This is a genomic window from Sphingomonas bacterium (assembly GCF_903643065.1).
Classification (GTDB): Bacteria; Pseudomonadota; Alphaproteobacteria; order Sphingomonadales; family Sphingomonadaceae; genus Sphingomonas.
Genome location: NZ_CAHJWX010000210.1, coordinates 1 through 4840, shown reverse-complemented (window position 1 = coordinate 4840; position 4840 = coordinate 1). Strand labels below are relative to the sequence as shown.

At 70.7% G+C, this 4840-nt stretch carries 6 protein-coding genes; 5 read left to right on the top strand and 1 reads right to left on the bottom strand.

What is annotated here, in order from left to right; translation table 11 throughout:
• A partial coding sequence (locus tag HUU95_RS08540; RefSeq protein WP_174279732.1) for a GTPase occupies positions 1–529 on the bottom strand: 529 nt, incomplete at its 3' end.
• A 198-nt stretch (positions 530–727) separates the two neighbouring features.
• Between HUU95_RS08540 and HUU95_RS08535 the strand changes: the two genes are divergently transcribed.
• The 5 genes from HUU95_RS08535 to HUU95_RS08515 form a co-directional block, all read left to right on the top strand.
• Positions 728–1288, top strand: a complete 561-nt coding sequence (locus tag HUU95_RS08535; protein ID WP_174279731.1) for a hypothetical protein — start codon at positions 728–730, stop codon at positions 1286–1288.
• Between the two features lie 144 nt (positions 1289–1432).
• Positions 1433–1663 (top strand): hypothetical protein, encoded by a 231-nt coding sequence (locus tag HUU95_RS08530; protein WP_174279730.1) that lies wholly within the window; start codon positions 1433–1435, stop codon positions 1661–1663.
• Positions 1660–2565, top strand: a complete 906-nt coding sequence (locus HUU95_RS08525; protein ID WP_174279729.1) for an aldo/keto reductase — start codon at positions 1660–1662, stop codon at positions 2563–2565. The genes HUU95_RS08530 and HUU95_RS08525 overlap by 4 nt, the downstream gene beginning before the upstream one ends.
• 11 nt (positions 2566–2576) lie before the next feature.
• Positions 2577–3854 carry an MFS transporter gene (locus HUU95_RS08520; protein WP_174279728.1) on the top strand — a complete coding sequence of 426 codons (1278 nt, stop codon included), beginning with the start codon at positions 2577–2579 and terminating at the stop codon, positions 3852–3854.
• Positions 3851–4840, top strand: a 990-nt coding sequence (locus tag HUU95_RS08515) for an alpha-amylase family glycosyl hydrolase (protein ID WP_254602697.1), incomplete at its 3' end; no start/stop codon positions are given. The genes HUU95_RS08520 and HUU95_RS08515, both read left to right, overlap by 4 nt.

Sequence of the window (4840 nt, the reverse complement as noted above, 5' to 3'; positions counted from 1 at the left end):
GGCCGGCGCGCAGCAGGTCGAGCGCGCGGCCGAGCACCTGCGCGGCGGCCTTGGCCTCCTTGTCGCCCTGCGCGGCCTTCTTGACGAGGGCAGGGACGCGCTTCTCCAGGCTGTCGAGGTCGGCGAGCATCAGCTCGGTCTCCACCGTCTCGGCATCCGCGACCGGATCGACGACGCCCTCGACATGCGTGACGTCGTCGTCGGCGAAGCACCGCAGCACATGGACGATCGCGTCGACCTCGCGGATGTTGGCGAGGAACTGGTTGCCGAGCCCCTCGCCCTTGGACGCGCCGCGCACCAGCCCGGCGATGTCGACGAAGCCGAGCTGCGTCTCCACCACCTTCGCCGACTGGGCCAGCGCGGCGAGGTTGACGAGACGGTCGTCCGGCACGGCGACGTTGCCGACATTGGGCTCGATCGTGCAGAAGGGGTAATTGGCCGCCTGCGCGGCGGCGGTCTGCGTCAATGCATTGAAAAGGGTCGATTTGCCGACGTTCGGCAGCCCGACGATGCCGCAGCGGAAGCCCATGGAACGGTCCTGGTGATGATGGATGGAGCGGTCCTAGGGCGTGTGTCCGGCTGACGCCAGCCGCATGGGTTTGGCGCCGTTTCGGCACCATTCGTCGCACCGTTCACGCCATTTTAGGTGACGCGAACGTTACCTTGTGCCATATACCGTCAACCACGTCGGTGGACGGCTGGCTCAACATCCTGGTCGGGGGCGATCATGCGGCATTTGCTTGCGATGGTGACGGTCGGATTGGCTGGTCCGGCGCTGGCCGGGCCGGCCGTGACGGTGACCCTGCCCACCGCGGCGGCGACGCGCGCGCAGGACTTCCGGCTGCCGACGGTGATCGCGCCGGCCAATCACCGCTTCCGGCTCGACGATCCGCAATCGATGCTCGCCACCGGCTTCGGCAATACGATGGTCAATCTGTTCCCGTTCGCGGGCGGCTCGTTTCACTTCGGAGCAGGGCCACGGCTGTTCGGCCGCACCGGTCGCCCGCACCTGACGACCCCCGAAGCGCAGCTGCTGCTCCCCGCGTTCCGCGTGCCGGGCATGCGGATGAGCCGGCGGATGACGCCCGCCCTCATGTTCGGCTTTGGCAAGCCGGTGGAAGAGGGCCTGTCGTTCGGCATCGACGCGGGGTTCATGAAGGGCAAGATGACGCAAGGGCCGGATCGCATCGGCCGGATCAACCACGCCCGCATCGACGGCGACCTGCGCCGCGGGCGCGGCCCGGAGATGAACCAGCTGTTGCGCATGACGGCATTGTATCGGTTCTGAGGGGCCGCGCGGCCGCGTCTTGTCCGCTTTCGGAGCCTGCTGGAGGGTCGCTATCGTGGCCAGGCGACGACCTCATCGCTGAATCGAGTAAGCCGGACCTGGCTGTCGATCGATGCCGCTGGCGCCACGCGCGTGGCGATGGTCGTGCGCCCGATGCTCCCGCTCGCGGCCGCCTGCCTCGTGATGCTGCTCGGGCTGTCGGCGTCGGTGCTGGCGGGCGGCGACGGGCCGGGGATCGAGGTCCTGACCCGGGTCCCGATCGGGACGCCGTTCGCGGTGCTGGCTGGCTTGGGCACGGGCGTGCTGGCGTGGGATCGGCACCGGCCTGAGCGGGCTTGCCTGCCCCGGTGCACGGTCCTACCCCGCCGGGTATGACCGATCCCCTCGTCTCGCCCGATCCGCGCCCGCTGGGCCAGAGTGGGATCGGCGTCTCGCCGCTCGCCTGGGGCATGTGGCGCTTTGCCGGGCGCCCGGTCGCCGAGGCGCGCGCGCTGGTGGAAGCGGCGTTCGCGGCGGGGATCACGTTGTTCGACACGGCCGATGTCTACGGGGTCGACGGCCCCGGCTTCGGCGAGGCGGAGCGGCTGCTCGGGCAGGTGCTGGCCGAGGCGCCGGCGCTCCGCGAGCGCATGGTGCTGGCCACCAAGGGCGGGATCGCGCCGTCGGTGCCGTATGACAGCGGCGCCGACTATCTGACCGCCGCGCTCGACGCGTCGCTCGCGCGCCTGGGCGTCGAGCGGGTCGAGCTGTACCAGATCCACCGGCCCGATATTCTGACGCATCCGCAGGAGATGGCGCGGACGCTGGACAATTTGGTGGCGAGCGGCAAGGTCGGCGCGATCGGCGTCTCCAACTACACGCGCCACCAGACGACCGCGCTGCAATCCTTCCTGTCCGCGCCGCTCGCGTCGATCCAGCCCGAATTCTCGCCGCTCCATCTCGGGCCGATGCACGACGGGTTGTTCGATCTGGCGATGGAGCGCGATCTGGCCGTGCTCGCCTGGTCGCCGCTCGGTGGCGGCCGGCTGGGCAGCCCGGCTGACCCGCGCGCGCAGGCGGTGGCGGACGCGCTCGATCACCGCGCCCGCGACAGCGGCGTCAGCCGCGCGGCCGTCGCCTATTCGTGGATGATAGCACACCCGGCGCGCCCGATCCCGATCGTCGGCACGCAACGCGCCTGGCGCCTCGCGGAGGCCGCCGACGCCTTCAAGGTCCAATGGACGCGGGCACAATGGTATGAGGTGCTGGTCGCCGCCCGCGGGGAACTGCTGCCGTAAGGCGCTGGCCGATGCCCTACCTCACCACCGCCCAGCGCGTCCGCGCGGTGCTCGCCGGGTCGGCGGGCAACCTGGTCGAATGGTATGATTTCTACGTCTACGCCTTCACCGCGCTCTACTTCTCCCCGGCCTTCTTCCCCAAATCCGATCGGCTCGCGCAGCTGTTCGCGACCAGCGGCATCTTCGCCATGGGGTTCCTGGTCCGCCCGATCGGCGGCTGGTATTTCGGCCGCTACGCCGACCGGCACGGGCGCGCCCGGGCGATGATCGTGTCGGTGATGATGATGGGCGCGGGCTCGCTCGGCATCGCGCTGCTGCCGACCTATCGCCGGGTCGGCGCGCTCGCGCCCGCGCTGCTGCTGGTGGGCCGGATGGCGCAGGGTTTCTCGACCGGCGGGCAATATGGCACGGCGGCGACCTATCTCAGCGAGGTGGCAACTCCCGAACGGCGCGGCTTCTGGGGCTCGTTCCAATACGTCACGCTGATCGGCGGCCAGCTGCTCGCGACCGTCACCGTGCTGCTGCTTCAGTGGCTGTTGGGCGGGGCGGCGATGGCCAGGATCGGCTGGCGGATCGCCTTCGCCGGCGGCGCGATCGCCGCCGCGCTGTTCGTGTTCGCGCGCCGCCACCTGCCCGAGACGGCCCCGCCCGAGCGGCGGCATGGACGGGCAGGCGAGCTGGGCGCGCTCGTCCCGCACGGTGGCGCCGTGCTGGCGGTGATCGGGCTCACCGCGGGCGGCAGCGTCGTCTTCTATACCTACACCACGTACATGCAGAAGTTCCTGGTCCTCACCGCCGGCCTGTCGCCGACGCGCGCGACGTTGGTGATGACGGCGGCGCTGATTCCGTTCGCGGCGATGCAGCCGCTGTTCGGCGCGCTCGCCGATCGCTGGGGTCGCCGCGTCAACCTGGTCGCCTTCGGCGCGTTGGCGACCGGCAGCACCGTGCCGCTACTCGGCGCGCTGGCGCACGTCACCAGCGGCGGCGCGGCATTCGTGCTGGTGCTGGCGGGGCTGACCGTCAACGCGATCTACACCTCGGTCGGCGGGCTGTTCAAGGCGGAGCTGTTCCCCGTCCATGTCCGCGCGCTGGGCGTCGGCCTGTCCTACGGGATCGGCAACGCGTTGTTCGGCGGCACCGCCGAGAGCGTCGCGCTCGGTTTCAAGCGGGCGGGGCACGAGGCCGGGTTCGCCTGGTACGTCACCGCGCTGTCGGCGCTGGCGCTCGTCACCGCACTGGTCATGCGCCTGCCCGATCGGCGCCTCGCGTTGGCGGACGTCGCGGCATGAGCGCGCCGCCCTGGTGGGAGACCGGCGTCGTCTATCAGGTCTATCCGCGCTCGTTCGCGGACACGGACGGCGACGGCGTCGGCGACCTGCCCGGCATCGAGCATCGGCTCGACTATCTGGCGGGCCTGGGCGTCGACGCGCTGTGGCTGTCGCCGATCTTCCCGTCGCCGATGGCGGATTTCGGCTACGACGTCGCCGACTATACGGGCGTGGCGCCGGTGTTCGGGACGCTGGCGGCGTTCGACCGGCTGCTCGCCGCCGCTCACGCGCGCGGCCTCAGGCTGCTGCTCGACTTCGTCCCCAACCACTCGTCCGACCAGCACCCCTGGTTCGTCGAGAGCCGCTCGTCGCGCACGAACCCCAAGCGCGACTGGTATATCTGGCGCGATCCCGCGCCGGGTGGCGGGCCGCCGAACAATTGGGTCAGCGACTTCGGCGGCTCGGCCTGGGCATGGAACGCCGGCACCGGCCAATATTATCTCCACGCCTTTCTGAAGCAGCAGCCCGACCTCAACTGGCGCAACCCGGCAGTAAAGGCGGCGATGTTGGACGCGTTGCGCTTCTGGCTCGATCGCGGCGTCGACGGCTTCCGGATCGACGTGCTGTGGCACATCGTCAAGGCGGCGGACTTCCCCGACAACCCGCCCAACCCGGCCTGGGGGCCGCAACTGGGCGAGCGCGACCGCGTGCTCCAGCACCATTCCACCGACCAGCCCGAGGCGCATGCGATCGCCAGCGAGATGCGCGCCCTCGCCGACTCGTATGGAGGCCGCGTGCTGATCGGCGAGATCTTCCTGCCCAACGACCGCCTCGCCCGCTGGTTCGGCACGCCCGAGCGGCCGGAAGTGCACCTGCCGTTCAACTTCGCGCTGATCGAGGGCGCGTGGGCGGCGGGCGCGGTGCGGCGCACCATCGCCGAGTACGAGGCGTCGCTGCCCGCCTGGGGCTGGCCCAATTGGGTGATCGGCAGCCACGACGCCGCCCGC

What these genes read in the sequence shown, in the direction of transcription:
- HUU95_RS08535 (WP_174279731.1), top strand. Translation starts at nt 728, where the DNA reads ATGCGGCATTTGCTTGCGATGGTGACGGTCGGATTGGCTGGTCCGGCG.
- HUU95_RS08525 (WP_174279729.1), top strand. Translation starts at nt 1,660, where the DNA reads ATGACCGATCCCCTCGTCTCGCCCGATCCGCGCCCGCTGGGCCAGAGT.
- HUU95_RS08520 (WP_174279728.1), top strand. Translation starts at nt 2,577, where the DNA reads ATGCCCTACCTCACCACCGCCCAGCGCGTCCGCGCGGTGCTCGCCGGG.